Here is a 16,856-nt window from a genome sequence, read left to right on the forward strand (position 1 = left end):
TCACTATGTTTATATGGGCATTTTGTGTAAACGGCAAACAATCTATCAGGTGTAGACGTTAGTTCGGCTAAATGGAGTGCCTATTCCTAAACACGCATCGCAAATTAGAGACATGGATAAGATCAGATATTTTGTTGAAAGTCAGGCGTTTGGCGTCTGCTCTCGACTTGGCGAGAAAATGAATATTTCGGCAAGCAGTATTCGGCTGTATTTTATTTATACGTCGTTTTTAACGTTAGGCTCACCCGTTATTCTATATCTTATTATGGCTTTCTGGATGGAAATGAGCAAACATCTCCGTCGACATGCCCACCCAACTATCTGGGAACTGTGATTTTATGTACGCTGTAAAATGTGTCCAGCCATATCACATACCCTACATCATACATCATACATCTCTCTAAACGTCTTTTTGCCTTCGGCAAAGTATTTCCAGACAATGCTGCGCGGGTATAAGCCTACCTCCCTCCTTTGTTGAGCATTTAACTGTCTGCGCTGGTGGCGGAGCTGCGGCAATCGACCGTAAAAAGCGAAATGCGCCCGCACAATGGCCCACACATCGCGCCACTGTCCTACCTTCAGAAATAGAATCGCCGACAACCCATCGAGTACCAACCGAAACATGATTTTAGGCCATAACCAGCCATCGGCAGGCCAGTTTTTATACAGCATCAACAGGCTGTTGCGGTAGTTGAGGTACGTTTTATGCGGATTGGATTTGTGGAGGGTGCCGCCCCCAACGTGATAGACCGTCGACTCCCCACAGGCCCACACCTCATGGCCGAGCCGCTGAATACGCCAGCACCAGTCAATCTCTTCCATATGGGCAAAGAAAGAGGCATCGAATCCACCGGTATCGTGAAATACGCTGGCGCGCATGAACAGACAGGCACCGGTAGCCCAAAAAACAGGCCTGTTATCGTCATATTGCCCTTTATCTGCCTCAAAAGTAGCGAATACCCGCCCTCGACAGAATACGTAACCCAGCCAGTCGACAAAGCCTCCGGCCGCTCCCGCATGTTCGAACATCTCAGGCTGATCGTATGATCTTATTTTAGGCTGACAGGCCGCAATGGCGGGATTGGCCTCCAACAAACTGAGGACCGGCGTAATCCAGCCGGTTGTTACAGAAATATCGGAGTTGGGAAGAACATAGTATTTGGCACCGCCGTAGTGTTTTCGGATGTAGTCGAGTGCCTGGTTATAGCCCCCCGCATACCCTTCGTTACGAGGCAGTTCAATGACGCGGACAGTAGGAAAATTAGCCCGCAGGAAAGGTACTGAGGAATCTGCCGATGCACTATCGGCCACATAAACCGGGTGACCATCCGCATTGGCCAGTACGGTGGGAAGAAACTTGGCTAAAAACGGTTGTCCGTTGTAATTCAGGATAACAATGGCAAGGGTATCCACAAAATGCGCTTAAAATTTACGGTCTACAGTCGGCGGTTTTTGGTTTACGGTCCAACCGGGCAGTGGCAAACCAGAACGCGCGCACTATAAACCGTAAACTTACGAACACTTTCCTACATTAACCCGTCCAGGTTCAAGCCAGGGATATTGGGCAGTAACCCTTCGGTTGCCTGACGCAGATGTTCGCGGGCTTTTGTTTCCACATTTGCCATGGCTTTGTTGGTAGCCGCCACAATGAGATCCTGCAGCATTTCGCGATCTGCGGGGGCGTTCGACTTTATCAAATCCGGGTCTATCTCAACTTTCAGGACGTTTTTCAGACCATTCACAGTCACTTTTACCAGCCCTGCGCCCGATTCACCCGTTTCGGTAACGGCGCTGAGGTTCTCCTGAGCATCTTTCATTCGGGATTGAACTTCCTTCATTTTCCCAAACATATCCATCATATTCATACTTGTAGTCTTTTTAGTCAGTAAGTCGGTAAGTCAGTAAGCGGCTTCGCCTAAGTCGGTAAGCGGTTGACGCATGATCACTGTTTTTGCTTCAGCCACTTACTGACTTAGGCGAAGCCGCTTACTGACTTACCGACTCTATCGTATCAATAACAACGCGCCTGTACGAACAGTTTTCAGTCCTGTCAGATCGACGACCTCAATTCGATACATATACTGGCCAGCCTCGGCATTCTGGCCATTGATCGTACCATCCCAACCCTGAGATTTGTTCACTGTGCTATATACAACCTCTCCCCAGCGATTGTAAATGTTCATCATGAAACGGTCAACGTAAATCCCTCTGGCCAGAAACTCGTCATTCATGCCATCGCCGTTGGGCGTAAACGCATCGGGCACCAGAATTCTGGCCTCCCGCCGGAAGGTGTAAAAATTAGAATAGCAAACAGTTCCACTGCTTGATACGGCAATGATGCGGTATTTCTGCGATTGGAGGTTTGGATCGTTCGGGTCGGGCTCGTAGTGCGTATTACCGCCAACCAGAATTTCGCGCTTGGTGCCATTCACCGAGTCGATAACTTCAACCGTGTAGCTGTCAATCGATTCGGGCGTGAAGGGTGAGTCAGCGTTCCAGTCGATACCCGTGTTTGACTTGGCCTCCAGAAACACCGTGCAAACCGGCACTGACGGCTTGGAAAACAACCCACAACTGTTTTGATAGACAACCTGGTAACAATAGGACCCCGTATTTGGATTGACGCTGCCGTCAGTGTAGGTGCTCTTGCGTTCAAGGGTAGCAATGGGCTGGAAACTCCCCGACGGCGAAGAGGCCCGGCTTACAATCATGGTATAACTGTCTGTGGCGCCAATGGTGGCGGGGGGCGTCGTAATTAACCTGGGTTGCCCGTCTTCGACCGATACAATCACATTCCCGACATCGCCGGGCGTGTCGCCATTAATACCAGTAGCACATACCCTGGCAGATGTTATCAGTGTTGGCCCAACGGTAGCTTCCAGTGCGTAACAATACTGCGTTCCGCAGGTAATATTGTTGGCGTCGGCATAAGTGTTGGTTGTTCGGTTCGTTATTGTGCCACCAGTTGGCGCATTGTTCCGTGTGATGCGGTAGTACCGAAAGAGTGAAGCTGTCCCGGCATAGGGTTGCCAGCTCAGATTGTTTTGTTTACTGGCGGCCTTGACGTCCAGTACCAGACTGCACACTTCATCCGACTTCAGGGGCGTGCTGTTGCAGGCATCCTGCGTAACCAACTGAAAACACTGAACCTGGCTGGCATCGGTCTGTACGGTAAAAGTCCCCGCACCTGATCCCTTCTGGCCCGTCGATGTATAGGCGCCGTTTATTTTCTGATAAAGCAGTACCGACGTTCCTGTGCTGGTCTGATACCGGATATCAATCGCTTTATCGCTCGTTGTGGTTAAGGCGTTGATAATAGGCTGGGTGGCCGTAGCCAGTAGTGTAATAGACTGGGACTTTTGCGCACCGCTGCAAAGCGGTGAGGCAGCCGAACCGTATATTCCTTCTATAATAATGGTCGGCGTACCCGTTGACGATGTGTTGTAGGTATGAGCTGGATTCGCCAGCATTTCGTCGCGACTTAAGTTCGCAACAACCCCATCGCCCCAACGGACGTTATAACTATCATATTGACCCAATGTCGATGGATCAACAGTTACCGTTGCCCGACGGCCCAGGCAGGCCTGTGCGGTGAAAGAAACGGCATCGAGCGGCAGAACGGTAATGGTTTGACAGGCCAAAGCACTTGTTCCATTAATAGTACCTACCTGTAAAATGGTATATGAACCGGGCTTAGTATACTGAAAACTTGGCCCTAGTTCAGAGGAAAGCGGAATTCCCTTACCATTGTAATCTTTTACATAACCAACATTCCTCAAATTGGACGAAACACTACCATTTTTAACACGAACAAATCCACCAACACATATTCGGTTGCTTTCCAAAAGAAACCCTCCAGCTAACGCACCTTTAGGATTCACGCAATAATTATTGTTAGCGTCAGAGTTAGGGTCAACCTGAGCAAACAAAGGGTTGACTGGAAGTACAATAAAAAAAAATATGGCTATTAGCCAACCAGCAGATAGGCTGGTCTTCACCCTGAAATCAGTCGGCCACAGTCGTAAAATTCGCACGAAGGGTAAATTTTTATCGTTTGTATAAACAAGACGTTTCTATACCTGGAAACGGCTTCAATCTACATTTTCGCATCCGGCGAAACGTATCTTTCTTAAAATCAGTTTTCCGTTTAAACTGAAGCGGAGAACTGCTTACCAAAAATACCGGCACAGACACGCATCAACCAAAAAAATGAGCAATAATAGTACCAACTCTGAAACCACTCCCGAAAATTCGGGAATTTCGACCGAGTCAGCGGCTATTCGACTGGATCGTATCGAAGACGCCATCGCCGATATTAAGGCGGGCAAAATTATCCTGGTGGTGGATGATGAAGACCGCGAGAATGAAGGCGATATGATCTGCGCGGCCGAGATGATTACCCCCGAACTGGTTAACTTCATGGTTCGCGAAGCCCGCGGTCTTATGTGTGCCCCGCTCACCCAGGAACGCTGCGACGAACTGGGACTGGATATGATGGTTACCAGCAACACCTCTGTGCATACAACACCGTTTACGGTATCGGTCGACCTGCTGGGGAATGGCTGTACAACCGGTATTTCGGCCTCTGATCGCTCCAAGACCATTCAGGCGCTGGTCGACCCCAACACGAAACCGGATGATCTGGGCCGACCTGGTCATATTTTTCCCCTGCGAGCCGTTGAAGGTGGCGTTATTCGTCGGGCAGGCCATACCGAAGCTGCCATTGATCTGGCACGGATGGCCGGTCTGTCGCCAGCGGGTGTGCTGATTGAAGTACTGAACGAAGACGGCACCATGGCCCGCCTGCCCGAGCTACGCGTACTGGCCGATCGTTTCGGCATGAAGCTCATTAGCATTCAGGATCTGATTGCCTATCGGCTGCGTACCGAAACCCTGATTCGTCGTGAGATCGGTGTTGACATGCCCACGCAGTGGGGCCATTTCGACCTGATCGCCTATAAACAAAGCAATACGGGCGATACACACCTGGCGCTCGTGAAGGGCTCCTGGGAGCCGAATGAGCCGGTGCTGGTACGCGTGCATTCCTCCTGCGTGACGGGAGATATCTTTGGCTCGTGCCGCTGCGACTGCGGCCCACAGCTTCAGGCCTCTATGAAAATGGTGGAAGCCGAAGGAAAAGGGATTGTGGTGTATATGTTTCAGGAAGGTCGTGGCATTGGCCTGATCAATAAGCTTAAAGCCTATAAACTTCAGGAAATGGGCCGCGATACCGTTGAAGCCAACCTCGACCTGGGCCTGCCGATGGACTCCCGCGATTATGGCGTGGGGGCGCAGATTTTACGGGACCTGGGCGTTCGTAAACTCCGACTCATTTCGAACAATCCCAAAAAACGGGCTGGTTTGATGGGCTACGGACTTGAAATCGTCGATACGGTACCCATCGAAATTGCCTCGAACCCACACAACGAGCGCTACCTCCGAACAAAACGAGACAAAATGGGTCATACCATTATGAATGAGCCGGTGAATGAGGAACAGTAAAAGTGGGTAAGCGGCTTCGCCTAAGTCGGTAAGTCGGTAAGTGGCTGGCGCAAAAGTGTTGCTGCACCGGTCCACTGGTACGGTCAGCCACTTACCGACTTACCGACTTGGGCGAAGCCGCTTACCATCCTAAAAACACAAAGACCATGAATAAGCAATCGTTTAAAGACCTGATCAATGGCGATAAGCCGGTACTGGTCGACTTTTATGCCGATTGGTGCGGCCCCTGTAAGCAACAGGCGCCTATTTTAAAGCAACTGACCGAGCGCTCCGGCGATAAAGTTCGCGTCGTTAAAATCGACGTCGATAAAGCCCAGGCGGCAGCTCAGCAATATCAGATTCGGAGTATTCCAACCATGATTCTGTTTAAAGACGGCAAGATCGTCTGGCGGCAGTCGGGCGTGCAGAACCTGCATACGCTGGAAGGGCTTGTGAAGCAATTTTCATCAAACCAATAAGGTTTTTACACCCTAATGTTACAAAAAATCCGGCCACAGTGTGTGGCCGGATTTTTTGTAACATTTATGTCCATCAATCTTAATTCGACTTCTGCGCCAGTCCGAAACTCTTCAGGTTCGTTAGGGCTGTAACGTTAATGATCTTCCACTGTCCGTTAATCTTTTCGAGTGTGCGCGACTCTTTCGACTCTGTCTTCCCGTGGCTGTCCACGAGCGTCTGGTCGTACGCAACGAATGCCATGTTGCCATTCTGATGAATAGTATAATTGGCGTTCTGTACGGTAACCTTGTCTGATACTTTTGAGCTTCTGAACTGGCTGGCAAACTGCTTTTCCAGATTATCCCACCCTTTTATCAGCATAAAATCGCCCCCATACAAGTTGGCCGCAAAATGAATGTAGGGTGTATGTGCCCAGGCATTCGACCACTCGGCTTTGTCTCGCTTAAAAAATCCTTCCGTTTCACTCCGCAACACACGTTTAATGGCATCGTTGTCGGCCTGGGCCAACCCACACATAACGGTACTCAGCAACAAGGCGGTTACCAAAAGGAGCGTTTTCATGACCAGAAAGTGTTTAGTTACCGGTCAATCTAATAAACAAAATAAGAATAAACAAACATTATTTTGCACTTTTATTGTACAAATAATGAATTATCTGTATGTATTTATTCTCATTCGTAAAGTATAATCACTTAAAGTCATAAATGCCCTTTTAGTCTCTCATAACCACTGACTCAGGCAAAGCCACTTACCGACTTACTAACTTGGGCGAAGCCGCTTACTAACTTACTGACTTACCAACTCAGGCGAAGCCGTTTACTGACTCATCAACTGATCGAGCCGGTGAATCGACTGCACCATCGACCGAACGGTATGGTAATTTATTTTCCACGAATGGCTCATGTGCGTCCAGATCGGCACCCCCTGACGGGTCATCAGTGGCCACCACTCCCCTACTTCATGATGCACCATTTTATCCATCACGAAACGGTGAACGTTCTCATAAGCCCGCCAGTATTTCTCATCTCCGAAAATGCGGTAGGCGTCCAGAAAGCCAATGAGTACCTCGGCCTGCTGCCAGAATTCCTTTTCCCGATCATACACCTTCCCGCTATGCGACCCCTCCACAAATACGCCCCCGAACTCCCAGTCTACACCGTGGTCGGCAGCATGGGAAAGGGCTTTCTGTAGGTGGCTGAAATAAGTCTCGTGCGGAATATCGAGCACCGACAGCGCATGCAGCAGCAGCCAGGCGAATTCCGCATTGTGGCCGTAACTGGTGTTGTCTTCGGCTTCACGCTTCACGCCATCTTCGGTGAAGCGATCCCACCCCCAGATCACATCGAATTTAATTTGGGGAGCCACGCGCCAGTCGGCCCAGAACTGCGGGACACCCGTACCGTAAACAGGGTGCATAATTTTCCCAACCAGCAGGCTGATCACTTCCAGCAGTTTACGGCGGTGAATGGGTTGGCCCGTGCACTCGTACAGGGTCGTGAAGGCCTCCATCAGGTGCATATGGGCGTCGAGCGTTTTGCGATTTCCACCGGCAGCGCCCGGACCGGTTAAGGTCCACCGACGGTCGAATACTTCAAAATAGCCCCCGTAACAGGTATCGGCTCCGTACTTTTGCAGGAAATCAAATACCTTTTGAGCATACTCAACGCCACGCGGGTCGCCCGTAGCCAGGGTATATTCGCTCAGGCAATAAATAGCAAAACTCTGCCCGTATACGATCTTCTGGTCATTCAGCACCTCACCTCTCCGGTTGGTCATCCAGTAAAACCCACCATGTTCGGTATCCCACATCCGGTTCAGGAGGTAGTCGACGCCATGACGGGCCAGATCGGCAAGGGCACCACCGCCATAGCCCGCCCGATGGGCCGACGCATAGGTATAAATGGAGCGGGTCTGGGCAATGAGCGACTTCTCGTCCTCGCCCGAGTCATGGCCATCCTGATCGAAGTGAGTAATGAAACCGCCGTTTACGTAATCGGCGGTACGGGCAGTCCAGAAAGGCAGCAATTCTGTGGTTAGATGAGTGTGCAGTTCCTGACGGCACTGGAGCAGGGCTTCGTTCGTCATAATAAATATTTCTCGCAGATTGTGCAGATTAAACGGATTGTCACGGATAAAATCAGCGCTGATTTATTCAATCCCTAGCCTCTGTGAACCAATTAGTGTGCGGTTTGATACAAGTCAAGGATTTCGGGCAGGCTCGCCGTGCCCGTCTGATTTAGTTTTTGAACCGTTACAGCAGCCGCCAGATTGGCCAGTTGCACAGCCTCGTCAGGCGTGGCTCCGGCTCCCAGGCAGGCGGCCCAGGTAGCCACCACCGTATCCCCAGCCCCCACCGTGTCGAGTTCTCCCTGTAGGGGCAGTCCGTCAACCAGATGCATTCCCTGATCGTCCAGATAGAGAATACCGGCCGGACCGCGCGTAATCAGTAAGGGACCACCCGACTGCTTCCTGAAGGCGTTGCCCTGCTGAACGCACCAATCAAGATCAGGCGACTCGGGTACGGGCAGCGACATAAAGTTGGCCAGTTCGGTGGTGTTCACTTTTAAGGTGGCTCCCCGAATTAGTGTGCCTACATCGCGCATATCGGCCAGAAAGCGCACATTTGGAAAACGGGCGATCAGATCGTTGAGCACGCCCACCCGGTGTTTTGTGAGCAGGGGATTGGCAAACTGCTGGTTAATGACCACCACATCCAGGCTGTCAAGTGCCCGCTCCAGACTGGCAATAAGATCCGCAAAAAGGGCATCGGAGAGTTGATTGGCGATGCCAAAGTCGATTCGATTGGCTTCTTGTCCATCCAGGTTAGGCTTGGTATACAGGCAGGTATCCCAGTCGGTTTCAAGTGTGTGCAGCGCGTGCGTATTCACGCCCAACTCATTCAGCAGGTGTTTCATTTCCCGGCCAAACAGGTCGTTGCCTACGCAGCCCATTACCTGACAGTGCGATACACCCAAAGCAACCAGATTCTGCACTACATTACCCGCTGCGCCCAAAGACGCCTTCGGCCGACTTCCCCAGAACACATCTTTCTGGGTCTCCAGCGAGCGTTCGCCCGTTTTGGTTTGCAGCGTAAAATAGAGATCAATGGCAAAATCGCCGATAACACCGACTCTGGAAGTAGAAAATCGGTGGAAAAGTGCTGTAATGTTGGCAGGTGTCATTCAATCAGGCTTGTATGTAGCTTGCATTTATAAAGTCTGGTTTAGCCTACCGGCTACTCACCAACCCTGTTTATCACTAAAATTTCCGGTATTTTTCCTTCTTTATTTTGCACCCAGCCAATTTTCAAGAATTATCTAATTAGATTAGTGTTAAACCCTTGAACGATGAATAAACGAACATTCCTTAAACTGTCCTCTACGCTGTTGGCAACACCTGCATTAGCTCCCCTGGTTGGCTGGACAGCCGACGAGAAGTTGAAAAACTGGGCTGGTAATTTACAATACAGCACCGACCGACTGTACCCGGCTAAATCCATCAGTCAGGTACAGGAATTCGTCAAAAAACAGCCGAAGTTAAAGGTTCTGGGCACTCGCCATTGCTTCAACGCCATTGCCGACAGCAAAGACAACCTGCTTTCGCTACAGGCCATGGATGACGTGATCTCGCTCGATACAAAAGCCCATACGGTAACCGTCGACGGCAGTATGAAATACGGCCAGTTGGCCCCTTACCTCGATAAAAAAGGGTTTGCCTTGCATAATCTGGCGTCATTGCCCCATATTTCCATTGCCGGAGCCTGTGCTACAGCAACCCATGGTTCGGGTGTGAAAAATGGTAACCTGTCGACGGCGGTGGCGGCTATGGAAATCGTTACCGCCGAGGGCGAGATCCGGACGCTCTCCCGCGCTAAAGACGGCGATGTATTTCGGGCGGCCGTAGTGCATTTGGGGGCGCTGGGCGTGGTGACAAAAGTGACCCTCGATATTCAGCCGACTTTCCAGATGCGGCAGGACGTTTACGAGAATCTGCCCATGGCCCAGTTAAAAGAGCATTTTGACGCTATCGTGTCGGGCGGGTATAGCGTGAGTTTATTCACCGACTGGCAGAAGAGCCGTGTTAGTGAAGTCTGGATTAAACGACGCATTGACAAGGGCGTAAAACTGGATGCCAAATCGGACTACTTCGGGGCAACGCTTGCCAAGAAGAACCTACACCCCATTGCCGAACTCTCGGCCGTGAACTGCACTGAGCAAATGGGGGTGCCCGGCCCGTGGTATGAGCGCATGCCCCACTTCCGCATGGGCTTTACACCCAGCAGTGGCAAAGAACTGCAATCCGAGTATTTCGTCCCTCGCCGAAACGCCATGGAAGCCATTCTGTCCGTTGAGCGCTTGCGTGATCAGATAAGCCCTCACCTGATGATTTCGGAACTCCGCACCATCGACGCCGACAACCTCTGGATGAGCCCCTGTTACAAGCAGCCCAGTCTGGCTATTCACTTTACATGGAAACAGGATTGGGCGTCGGTGAAAAAAGTGCTTCCCATGATCGAGAAAGAACTGGCCCCGTTTAAAGCCCGACCCCATTGGGGTAAGCTATTTACCATGGCTCCATCGGTACTTCAATCGCGCTATGAGAAACTGCCTGCCTTCAAACAGCTGGTCAAAGAATATGACCCGAAAGGCAAGTTCCGAAACGCGTTCCTGGACTCAACGATCTACGCTACGCAGGTATAGATTGCTCAGCCTCATTGCTTTCAACTATGTACACAGACGCCCCTGAACAGGGCGTCTTTTTTTTGCACTATACCATTATCACTTAAACAGGCACGAATACTTACTAACCGTTGGATAACTATTTCCTTCCGGTCTAATTTGACTTAAAAACAGAAAAATAGAACAATACAATTCTTTTCCCAATCGGATTCAATTCCATCTAAATATAGTCTTAAAAGCAAAAATAGAACAATATATTATCTGAAAACAAAGCAGTTACCTATTGATTATATTGACATGACAGAGCTCGTTGATCACCTCGACTTACGTGGGTAGCTTCTGAGCAATTCTACGCATACAACCTGAATAATATACCTATGAAAAATTTACTAAAATTTACATTCGCCTTATTATTTGTATTTTTTCTTGTTAACTCCAGTCAGGCGGCCGGACCGAAAATTATCTGGCGAGCGGGTCAGCTGGAACTTTGGGATCGAACAACGCTAGAAGGCGACCTTGCCTACAACTGGGCGGCCGAGATGGTATCGCTGCGTGAAACCAACGGACGGATTCGAACCTTTTCGGCCAATCAGGTTGGTCGCTTCACCTGGTTTGATTACTCGACGCATAAACTGCGCGTTTTTATCTCGCTGGCAAAACCCGTTAATAAAGACTACGAAAGTCAGGTGTTTCACGAAATCTGCATGGATGGCCCCCTGACGGTAGTTCGACGGTTAAAAAAGCCGCGTGGGTTATTCAAGCGCTGGCTTAGTCACCCGGCCACGATCAACGACCAGCCGGAAATAGCGCAGGATACGGATCTGTTCAACTATTTTGTATACGACGCCGGTCAGTTGCTGAACCTCGACCGGTTCCATAAAGACATTTACACACCACTGATGACTACCTACGATCGGGAATTGAACCAGTATGTGTTGAATCATAATATCAATAATCGAACACTGGCCGGCCGTCTTGTGCTGATCGACAGATTCAACTGGATGGTGCAGCATGACCCCAAAGCCGCATCGAACAAGGAGGCTGTCAAGACGGCCAATTGAGGTGAAGCCCGGCATTTGTGCGGTTCTTTTTCGATAGAGTGCTTGTATCTTTGGCGTTCGCCCAGGCCGGCTAATCCGGTCTGGAAACCTACTCTTTCGATGCCGCTGAACCCTCAACTCGACCTCGCCCCAATTACCCGCCACTTGCGCGCTATGTATGGCTCGCGCTTATTGATTGCAGCCGTTCATCACCTGCAAGTCTTCGAGCTGTTAAGCACAGAATCCCTTTCACTAGCAGAAGCAGGTGCTCGGTTGGGGTTAAAAGAGCGCCCGGCTATGGTGCTCTTCCCGGCTCTCTGCGCTATGGATCTTCTGGCCTTCAATGAATCTGGCCACCTGTATGTCACAGCACTGGGGCAGTATCTTACACAGACCCAAACGCCCAACCTGACAGGCTACACAGGTCTGGAAAAAGACGATGCAGGCGCACTGGAAATGGCTGAGTTGCTGAAAAACGACGGCCCTCTGGCAGCTCCGGACGGCATCTCGTTTGTGAAGGAAGGCGATGGCCCTTCGCCCATGGATGACCCTGAGCTATCCCGAAAATTTACACTAAGCCTGGCCGGGCGTGCCAAATACCTGTCGCCCGTGGTGGCGGCAAAGATGCCGAAACGCGAAGGTCATCTGCTGGATGTGGCCGGGGGTACGGGCTACTATACCTACGAATGGTTGCTGAACAACCCCACATCGACTGCCACCATCCTGGATCGCCCGGCGGTATTGACGGTAGCGGCTGAAATTCTGGACGAGCTTAGCCAAAGTGGTCGTCCGGGAGCCGATGGCCTCAGGGAACGGGTTCGCCTGCTACCGGGCGACATGCTAACAGACGAGCTTCCGCAAACGGATATTCTACTGGCCGCCAGCCTGTTTCACGACTGGCCCACATCAACCTGCCAGTCGCTGGCCCATCGCTTTGCTTCGGCCTTGCGACCGGGTGGCGAACTGTGGGCTCATGATGCGTTCCTGAACGATACGCTCGACGGTCCCCTGGCCGTAGCCGACTATTCAGCCCAGTTATTTTGGGTCACCAAAGGCCGTTGTTACAGCCGGGCCGAGTACCGAAGCTGGTTTACGGAAGCTGGTCTGCACCCCACTGCCGACAACATTCCAACACAAATGGACTACAGCCTGATCTGGGCCCGAAAAATATAATTTTCGTATGCCGAAGGGAAACCCGAGTAGCCAAAGATTAACCAGAAGAATAGGTTGCTGGCTTTGGCTACTCGGGTTTCCCGCGCGGTACAGAGTCCTCTATTTATAGCCTGCAAAATTTTCTAAGTAGTTCACGCAACTCAACTTAGTGCGTTTCCGTATTGAGGGAAATCCTAAACGCGCTTTACCCATGAAATCTGTCGTGTTCCTACTCCTGGTATTCGTTACTACCACGTTCTCCTGCAAGAAGGCCGATGAGGCCGTGCCCGCTTCAACAGCGTCTGGCATCGACGTAAAAGCCGTTATGCCGGTTGGCAACTGGTCTGTTGGCTCCCTGCGTCAGCGAACGGAAGATAAATCATCCAATTTCAAAAATATAAATTTTGTTTTCTCAGCCGATGGCACAGTTACAGCCACCGAGAATAACAAAACGACCAAAGGGACATGGGTGTACTCACCGGCCGTAACCTACTATGGCGGCAACGGTTTAGCATCCATAACTCTCAACATGGGCACCTCGAAGCCATACGATCTGCTAAACGGCACCTGGAACCTGAACAGCGCATCGACCTCGTCGAATCTACAACTCGATGACAAAGAGCCAGCCGAAGATGAGCACCTGTCTTTCGTGAAAAATTAACCAACCTAATCTATAAACGTGTGCTTGTACCATTTTCCCTTTTCCTATGTCCACGCGGACTCAGGAAGAGGGGAAATGGTTTTTAATAGAAGACCCATTAGTCAGTGATCTTTTCCAAAGGCTTTTTCTCCCGCTTTCACAGCCACCGTCAGCGTGTTATTTTTAGGGGGAATGGGGCAGGGATAGCCCTCTTTGAACGCGCAGTATGGATTGTAGGCTTTGTTGAAATCGAGCGTTACACGTCCGTTCTGGATCTCGCCCGTGCGTAAATCCAGATAGCGGCCTCCGCCGTAGGTCTCCGTACCTGAAGTTGCGTCTTTAAACGGCAGGAAGAGGTAATCACGGTATTCAGGCATTCGAATCACGTTCAGGTTGCGATACAGCGTCAATGTCTGTGGCTTACCGTTCAGCTTGAACGACAGCAAGGCATAGGCCACGTGCGAGCGTGTTTTTCCGTTATACGTGGGCATCTCGAACGGCTCGGCATTGGGCATCCGCTCTACCGTAGCCGTTACACGATACGTTGAGTCGGGTGCATAGAACGTCACATAAGCTAAATCGCCCTCCTCGGTCAAGGGCCCGCCCGCCGTCGATAGCAAGTCCTTTTTATAGGTTTCCCGATGTTTGGCCAGTTGATCGGCAAAAGGCGTTTGAGCCATGACTGCCGTAGCCAGGCAACCCATCATCAGCAATAGTACGTAGCGCATAGGCATCCATTCAGCCTTTTATGAAGGCTCGTTCAGCGCACAAATTCCAGAAATTCCATCCGATTACCAAAGGGATCGCGGATAAAGAACCGCTGTCGCCCATCAATGTCGGATGAATAGGAAAGCGCTACGCCCTTTTGCTGTAGTTCGAGTTTGGCCGCTTCCAGATTTACAATCTCGAAAGCGGGATGCCGCAGTGATAAACTGCCACCAGCTTCTTCCCGCAAATGCAGTTGAATGTCGGCAATCGCAAACCAGATTGCCCCACCCGGATGTTCGCCCGGGATCTCGGCAAGCCCCAGCACCTCACTATAAAAAGCTCTGGCCTCCATCGTTTTCCCCTCCGGAATGGAGACAAGCACATGATCTAACCGGGTAAACTGAATCATGCGCTTAGTAAAATTTCGGGGGTGGATTGAGGGTTAGATTCTGTCGTTGGTGCCAGTATGGGTAAATGGTCGGTACATCACTGGCAGCGTCGAGTTTTTTGACCTGATCGACTGTCAGATTCCAGCCTACGGCCTCCAGATTCTGGGTAAGCTGCTCTTCGTTACGGGCACCAATGATGATACTCGATACCGTTGGGCGCTGTAGCAACCAGTTCAGCGACACCTGCGCTACAGATTTGCCGGTTTCGGCCGCCACTTCGTCCAGCGCATCCGTGATATTATAAAACGTTTCTTCCGGAACAACGGCTTGCGGCACCGGGCTTTTACCCTCCGAAACCCGGCCTTCGGTTGGCGCGGGCTTGTTGCGGCCATATCGACCGCCCAAACGACCACCCGCCAATGGGCTCCAGATAAACGCTCCTACCTTCTGGTCGATGCCCAGCGGCATCAGCTCCCACTCGTATTCCCGGTTCACCAGCGAGTAATAAACCTGATGGGCCACAAAGCGATTCCATCCGTATTTCTCCGAAATAGCCAGCGACTTCATCAGATGCCAGCCCGAATAATTGGAACAGGCAATGTAGCGAACCTTGCCGCTTTGCACCAGATCGTCCAGCGTCCGCATGGTTTCTTCCAGGGGTGTAACGCCGTCGAAGCCGTGCATGTGGTAGATGTCGATATAGTCCGTTTTTAATCGTTTGAGACTGCTTTCGCACTGTTTGAGCAGACGAAAACGCGACGACCCCTGATTATTTGGTCCTTCGCCAAAGGGAAATGTGGCCTTGGTCGAGATCAGCAGTCTGTCGCGTTTTCCTTCGATGGCCTTCCCCAGAATCTCTTCCGAAAGGCCATCGGAGTAAACATCGGCGGTATCGAAGAGATTCACGCCCGCATCGAGGCAGCGATCGACCAGGCGGGTTGCCTCGTCGACCTGGGTGCTGCCCCATGCTTTAAAAAACTCATTACCGCCCCCAAAGGTAGCCGTGCCGAAACTCAACACCGGAACCTGCAGGCCCGATGCCCCTAGCTGTCTGTATTCCATATTTCTTGCCATTACCGGACTTGCCGGCGTGTTTTTCAGACAAAAGTCCTTTCAATCGTTTATCTATCGCTCACCGGACTGTCGTCTTCCCCAAACGCGCACAGCGTCTGTTTGAGCGAAAAGATAAGACCATGGGAAGCAATCTGGCGACTGTACGACTTATAGCGGGTCACGAACTGAGGGAACGAACGCAAATGTGCCGGTGCAAATGCCGAAATGTCCAGCAGAGACAACTCATCGCCATGCGTCAGTATCTTCCAGTCGTTCGGTGTCAAGTCCGGTTCATCGACCGTATACTGCTCCTCTTTATCATCCACACCCGCTTTCAGGTACTGCCCGTAGGCTGCCAGCAGGAAGGCAAAAGATGATACATCTTTACCCTGTTCGAGCCGGTCGCGAAGGGCAGGAAGGATGTAAGTAGCCAGTTTGGAGGCTCCATCCCGGCATACGTCAACAAGAGAATCGTCCTCTTCCGGGCTCGCCACGTGGTACATCAACTGGTCAATGCGTTCTTCCAGTTCATTAGTGGGGGCATTGATCAGCGACTTATTCGTTATGGTTAGAGAAGTCCGCAGGTATGTATTAAGGCAGCCATCGGCTACAGCCTCGTGTATTGTTCGATACCCGGCCAGAAAAGCCGGATAAGCCAGTAGTGTGTGGGATGTGTCGAGCATCCGGAGAGTACGGTCTTCCGTATGCACCTCCTGAATAGTTGTGAACATATCGAAAAATAAGTTTATGTTGTTGAGTCAGATTGTATAGGCGACGCTTCGGAACGGGTTCGTTCTTTAGGCGAAGAAGCTGGGCTGTTTGAACGTACTGGCGGGCTGCCAGGTAGCATCTCTGCGCCGTAAGGCCTGCGCAATGGTAATGACCTGATCAGCCAGTTTACCCTGCTCCTGAAAGTCGGCCTGATCGTAGTTCTGCTGACGGCCGGGCTCCCACTCAATGAGTTCAGTTTTGGCGTCGTAGATACCCACCGGCACCCGTTTTGTGCTTGCTGACAGCTTTTGCAGAATGGACAGCGCTTCTGAATGGGTAGGAGCACCAATGTGATGGTACTGCCCTTTAAGCATATATAAAACAGAGAAACGATTCATGTTGATGGAAGTTAATGTTGATACTGAGTAAGCGATCCCCATCCGGTTAAGTACGTTCGTCCCTATTTAATGGATTGAATGTATAGACACGGATTGTCACCCGGGGTTTATTCCCGCTACTCTTT

At 50.9% G+C, this 16,856-nt stretch carries 18 protein-coding genes; 7 read left to right on the forward strand and 11 right to left on the reverse strand.

Annotated features, from left to right (window positions below; all coding sequences use genetic code 11):
- The first annotated feature begins 112 nt into the window (after positions 1–112).
- Positions 113–334 carry a PspC domain-containing protein gene (locus tag ACYVK4_RS08540; protein WP_461127073.1) on the forward strand — a complete coding sequence of 74 codons (222 nt, stop codon included), beginning with the start codon at positions 113–115 and terminating at the stop codon, positions 332–334.
- Between the two features lie 47 nt (positions 335–381).
- Here the strand turns inward: ACYVK4_RS08540 and ACYVK4_RS08545 are convergent, their stop codons facing one another.
- From ACYVK4_RS08545 to ACYVK4_RS08555, 3 genes are all read right to left on the reverse strand, one after another.
- Complete coding sequence (locus tag ACYVK4_RS08545) at positions 382–1,413, reverse strand: glycosyltransferase family 2 protein (protein WP_461127074.1); 1,032 nt, start codon at positions 1,411–1,413, stop codon at positions 382–384.
- Positions 1,414–1,526: 113 nt separating this feature from the next.
- Positions 1,527–1,865, reverse strand: a complete 339-nt coding sequence (locus ACYVK4_RS08550) for a YbaB/EbfC family nucleoid-associated protein (protein ID WP_461127075.1) — start codon at positions 1,863–1,865, stop codon at positions 1,527–1,529.
- A gap of 138 nt (positions 1,866–2,003) precedes the next feature.
- Positions 2,004–3,641 (reverse strand): T9SS type B sorting domain-containing protein, encoded by a 1,638-nt coding sequence (locus ACYVK4_RS08555; protein ID WP_461127076.1) that lies wholly within the window; start codon positions 3,639–3,641, stop codon positions 2,004–2,006.
- 568 nt (positions 3,642–4,209) lie between these two features.
- Here ACYVK4_RS08555 and ACYVK4_RS08560 point away from each other — a divergent pair.
- Both ACYVK4_RS08560 and trxA read left to right on the forward strand, forming a co-directional pair.
- Complete coding sequence (locus ACYVK4_RS08560) at positions 4,210–5,502, forward strand: bifunctional 3,4-dihydroxy-2-butanone-4-phosphate synthase/GTP cyclohydrolase II (RefSeq protein ID WP_461127077.1); 1,293 nt, start codon at positions 4,210–4,212, stop codon at positions 5,500–5,502.
- A gap of 146 nt (positions 5,503–5,648) precedes the next feature.
- Complete coding sequence (gene trxA, locus ACYVK4_RS08565; protein ID WP_461127078.1) at positions 5,649–5,960, forward strand: thioredoxin; 312 nt, start codon at positions 5,649–5,651, stop codon at positions 5,958–5,960.
- A gap of 79 nt (positions 5,961–6,039) precedes the next feature.
- Here the strand turns inward: trxA and ACYVK4_RS08570 are convergent, their stop codons facing one another.
- The 3 genes from ACYVK4_RS08570 to ACYVK4_RS08580 form a co-directional block, all read right to left on the reverse strand.
- Entirely contained in the window at positions 6,040–6,522 is a 483-nt protein-coding gene (locus ACYVK4_RS08570) for a hypothetical protein (RefSeq protein WP_461127079.1), read from the reverse strand.
- A gap of 255 nt (positions 6,523–6,777) precedes the next feature.
- Complete coding sequence (locus ACYVK4_RS08575; RefSeq protein ID WP_461127080.1) at positions 6,778–8,046, reverse strand: AGE family epimerase/isomerase; 1,269 nt, start codon at positions 8,044–8,046, stop codon at positions 6,778–6,780.
- A 92-nt stretch (positions 8,047–8,138) separates the two neighbouring features.
- Positions 8,139–9,143: a bifunctional heptose 7-phosphate kinase/heptose 1-phosphate adenyltransferase gene (locus tag ACYVK4_RS08580; protein ID WP_461127081.1), complete on the reverse strand. Its 1,005-nt coding sequence runs from the start codon at positions 9,141–9,143 to the stop codon at positions 8,139–8,141.
- A 165-nt stretch (positions 9,144–9,308) separates the two neighbouring features.
- Between ACYVK4_RS08580 and ACYVK4_RS08585 the strand changes: the two genes are divergently transcribed.
- The 4 genes from ACYVK4_RS08585 (at position 9,309) to ACYVK4_RS08600 (ending at position 13,493) form a co-directional block, all read left to right on the forward strand.
- Positions 9,309–10,661 (forward strand): D-arabinono-1,4-lactone oxidase, encoded by a 1,353-nt coding sequence (locus ACYVK4_RS08585; protein WP_461127082.1) that lies wholly within the window; start codon positions 9,309–9,311, stop codon positions 10,659–10,661.
- A 356-nt stretch (positions 10,662–11,017) separates the two neighbouring features.
- Positions 11,018–11,701: a hypothetical protein gene (locus ACYVK4_RS08590; RefSeq protein ID WP_461127083.1), complete on the forward strand. Its 684-nt coding sequence runs from the start codon at positions 11,018–11,020 to the stop codon at positions 11,699–11,701.
- Positions 11,702–11,800: 99 nt separating this feature from the next.
- Positions 11,801–12,853, forward strand: a complete 1,053-nt coding sequence (locus ACYVK4_RS08595) for a methyltransferase (protein WP_461127084.1) — start codon at positions 11,801–11,803, stop codon at positions 12,851–12,853.
- 190 nt (positions 12,854–13,043) lie between these two features.
- Positions 13,044–13,493, forward strand: a complete 450-nt coding sequence (locus tag ACYVK4_RS08600; protein ID WP_461127085.1) for a hypothetical protein — start codon at positions 13,044–13,046, stop codon at positions 13,491–13,493.
- Between the two features lie 101 nt (positions 13,494–13,594).
- Here ACYVK4_RS08600 and ACYVK4_RS08605 read toward each other — a convergent pair whose 3' ends face one another.
- The 5 genes from ACYVK4_RS08605 to ACYVK4_RS08625 form a co-directional block, all read right to left on the reverse strand.
- The gene (locus tag ACYVK4_RS08605) at positions 13,595–14,200 is read right to left on the reverse strand and encodes a DUF1684 domain-containing protein (RefSeq protein ID WP_461127086.1); all 606 of its coding nucleotides are present in this window, start codon (positions 14,198–14,200) and stop codon (positions 13,595–13,597) included.
- A 32-nt stretch (positions 14,201–14,232) separates the two neighbouring features.
- Positions 14,233–14,589, reverse strand: coding sequence for a VOC family protein (locus ACYVK4_RS08610; RefSeq protein ID WP_461127087.1), 357 nt, complete (start codon positions 14,587–14,589; stop codon positions 14,233–14,235).
- 4 nt (positions 14,590–14,593) lie between these two features.
- Positions 14,594–15,631, reverse strand: a complete 1,038-nt coding sequence (locus ACYVK4_RS08615) for an aldo/keto reductase (protein WP_461127088.1) — start codon at positions 15,629–15,631, stop codon at positions 14,594–14,596.
- Between the two features lie 59 nt (positions 15,632–15,690).
- Positions 15,691–16,353 (reverse strand): mannitol dehydrogenase family protein, encoded by a 663-nt coding sequence (locus ACYVK4_RS08620; protein WP_461127089.1) that lies wholly within the window; start codon positions 16,351–16,353, stop codon positions 15,691–15,693.
- 66 nt (positions 16,354–16,419) lie between these two features.
- Complete coding sequence (locus ACYVK4_RS08625; RefSeq protein WP_461127090.1) at positions 16,420–16,731, reverse strand: hypothetical protein; 312 nt, start codon at positions 16,729–16,731, stop codon at positions 16,420–16,422.
- Positions 16,732–16,856: the final 125 nt, after the last annotated feature.

The sequence above is a fragment of the Spirosoma aerophilum genome (assembly GCF_054782495.1).